This is a genomic window from Vibrio sp. 10N.261.52.A1 (assembly GCF_002876325.1).
GTDB classification, from domain to species: domain Bacteria; phylum Pseudomonadota; class Gammaproteobacteria; order Enterobacterales; family Vibrionaceae; genus Vibrio; species Vibrio chagasii.
Map to the genome: position 1 here is coordinate 1 of NZ_MCYD01001113.1, position 2,171 is coordinate 2,171.

Here is a 2,171-nt window from a genome sequence, read left to right on the forward strand (position 1 = left end):
GATAAACAAAAAGCGACGCCGGAGCGTCGCTTTAGTTAAATTTATCATGGCGCTAGAGTCAATCGAATTTAGCGCTCAATGATCCATTTACTTGTAAACAATTTGACCAGAAGGAGCGTACTTGTTCACATCAACTGGGCTATTCGCTTCTAGGTACTCTTTCAGTACTTCAGCGTCAACAAAGCCTGTGTTTACGTAACCAGGGTGGTCAGACAGTTTAGGGTAGCCGTCACCACCAGCAGCGTTAAAGCTTGGTACAGTGAAGCGGTACGTTTCTTCTAAGTTAAGTGGCTTACCACCAATAACAACGTCAGACACTTCACCGTTCGCTACTGTCATTGAGATACCAGCGAATTGTGCATAAGCACCTGAATCGATTGGTTTAGTCGCTACTACGTTTAGGTAGTCTAGAACTTCTTTACCCGTCATGTCTGTGTAAGTCAGGATGTTTGCAAAAGGTTGTACTGTTAGTACATCTTTGTATGTTACTTCACCCGCTTCAATTGAATCACGAACACCACCAGAGTTCATCACAGCAAAGTCTGCTTTTGCACGCTCCATGTGAGAAGTTGCAATCAGGCGACCTAGGTTAGTCTGTTGGAAACGAACTACGTTACGGTCACCTTCAAGCTTGCCATTTGTTTCAGCAATCTTAACTTCTAGCTGTGCTTGGCCTTGCTCTTGGAATGGACGTAGGAACTCTAGTAGTTCTGGATCTTGCGCAATCTCGTCTTGGATAAGTACGCGTTGCTTCTTACCGTCGATCTTAACCTTTTTCTTCAGGTTAACTGGGATTAGGTCGTAGCTCACCATTTCTAGTTCGCCATTACGGAATTCGTAATCAGCACGGCCTACGTATTTGCCCCATTCGTGAGCTTGAACGATGTAAGTACCGTTTTGAAGGTCAGGTTTACACTCATCACCCGGCTTGAAGTTTTTCTTTGCAACGTTAGGGCCTTCCATACATACAGGCTCTTGAGAGTGACCACCAACGATCATGTCTAGGTCACCTTCGTCTAGGTAACGCGCTAGTGCAACATCACCTGGTGCGTTAACGCCACGCTGACCATTTTCGTAGTGACCCATGTGAGTCACAGCAAAGATAAGATCTGGTTTTTCTGTTTCTTTAAGTTCAGCGATCAGTTTCTTCGCTTCTTCTTTAGGGTCACGGAAGTCGATACCTGCGATGAACTCAGGGTTACCAATCTTTTGAGTATCTTCAGTTGTTAAACCAATTACCGCAATTTTAATACCTTGCTTTTCAAACATCTCATAAGCTTGGAACTTACGTTCGCCAGTCGCTTTATCGTAGATGTTTGCAGATAGCATTGGGAAGTTAGCCCAATCGATTTGCTTTTGCAGTACGTCTAGTGAGTTATCAAACTCATGGTTACCAAGTGCCATTGCATCGTAACCAATCTTGTTCATACCTTTGAAATCAGGTTCTGCATCCTGAAGATCTGACTCTGGTACACCTGTGTTGATGTCACCACCAGATAGAAGCAACACGCTACCGCCTTCTGCTTCAACTTCTGCACGAAGTTGATCAATCAGCGTTTTACGCGCAGACATGCCGTATTCGCCGTATTTGTTCTGCCAGAAACGACCATGGTTGTCGTTAGTGTGAAGAATCGTTAGCTTGTAAGTTTCGTCTTGGTTCCAATCATGAGCAGATTGAGACGCACAACCAGCTAAAGTCGCTAGAATTGCAGCACTTAGTGCTGTCTTTAGAATAAGGCGTTGCTTCATTGTCATACCTTTGAACTTTTTAGGGGAATCCACTGCTTCTTCCACTCCCATAGAGACCATGTTTAGTTAATAAACATGGTTAGAGAATGGTAAAACTTGAAGTAGTTTAAATTAAGACGGTAAACCTAACAGAGTGATTTCATATTTATGTAGGATAGATCACCATAATCCCCTATCGAGTGTGTAACAAAGCGGCAAAGTTGCAGTTGAGCTAATAAGTGATCACAGGCAAACGTTTTCATCATTTTTTAGATTATTTGTGATTTACTCAGTTCGAAAGCGCTACAAAGTGACCTTCATTAAATTTATTCGATTTATCAGAGCCCTAAAGGGTACATTATAACATCACAAAACCATACTAACGCTAGCTTAAGGAGCTCAAGGTAGTCGCCATTCACTTAGCTATAGGTACAAAAAAGCCG

At 42.9% G+C, this 2,171-nt stretch carries 1 protein-coding gene; it reads right to left on the reverse strand.

All coding sequences use genetic code 11. The features are described 5' to 3' along the window. Nucleotides 1-87: 87 nt before the first annotated feature. Nucleotides 88-1,749 (reverse strand): bifunctional UDP-sugar hydrolase/5'-nucleotidase UshA, encoded by a 1,662-nt coding sequence (gene ushA, locus BCT81_RS23835; protein WP_063523319.1) that lies wholly within the window; start codon nt 1,747-1,749, stop codon nt 88-90. Nucleotides 1,750-2,171 lie beyond the last annotated feature (422 nt).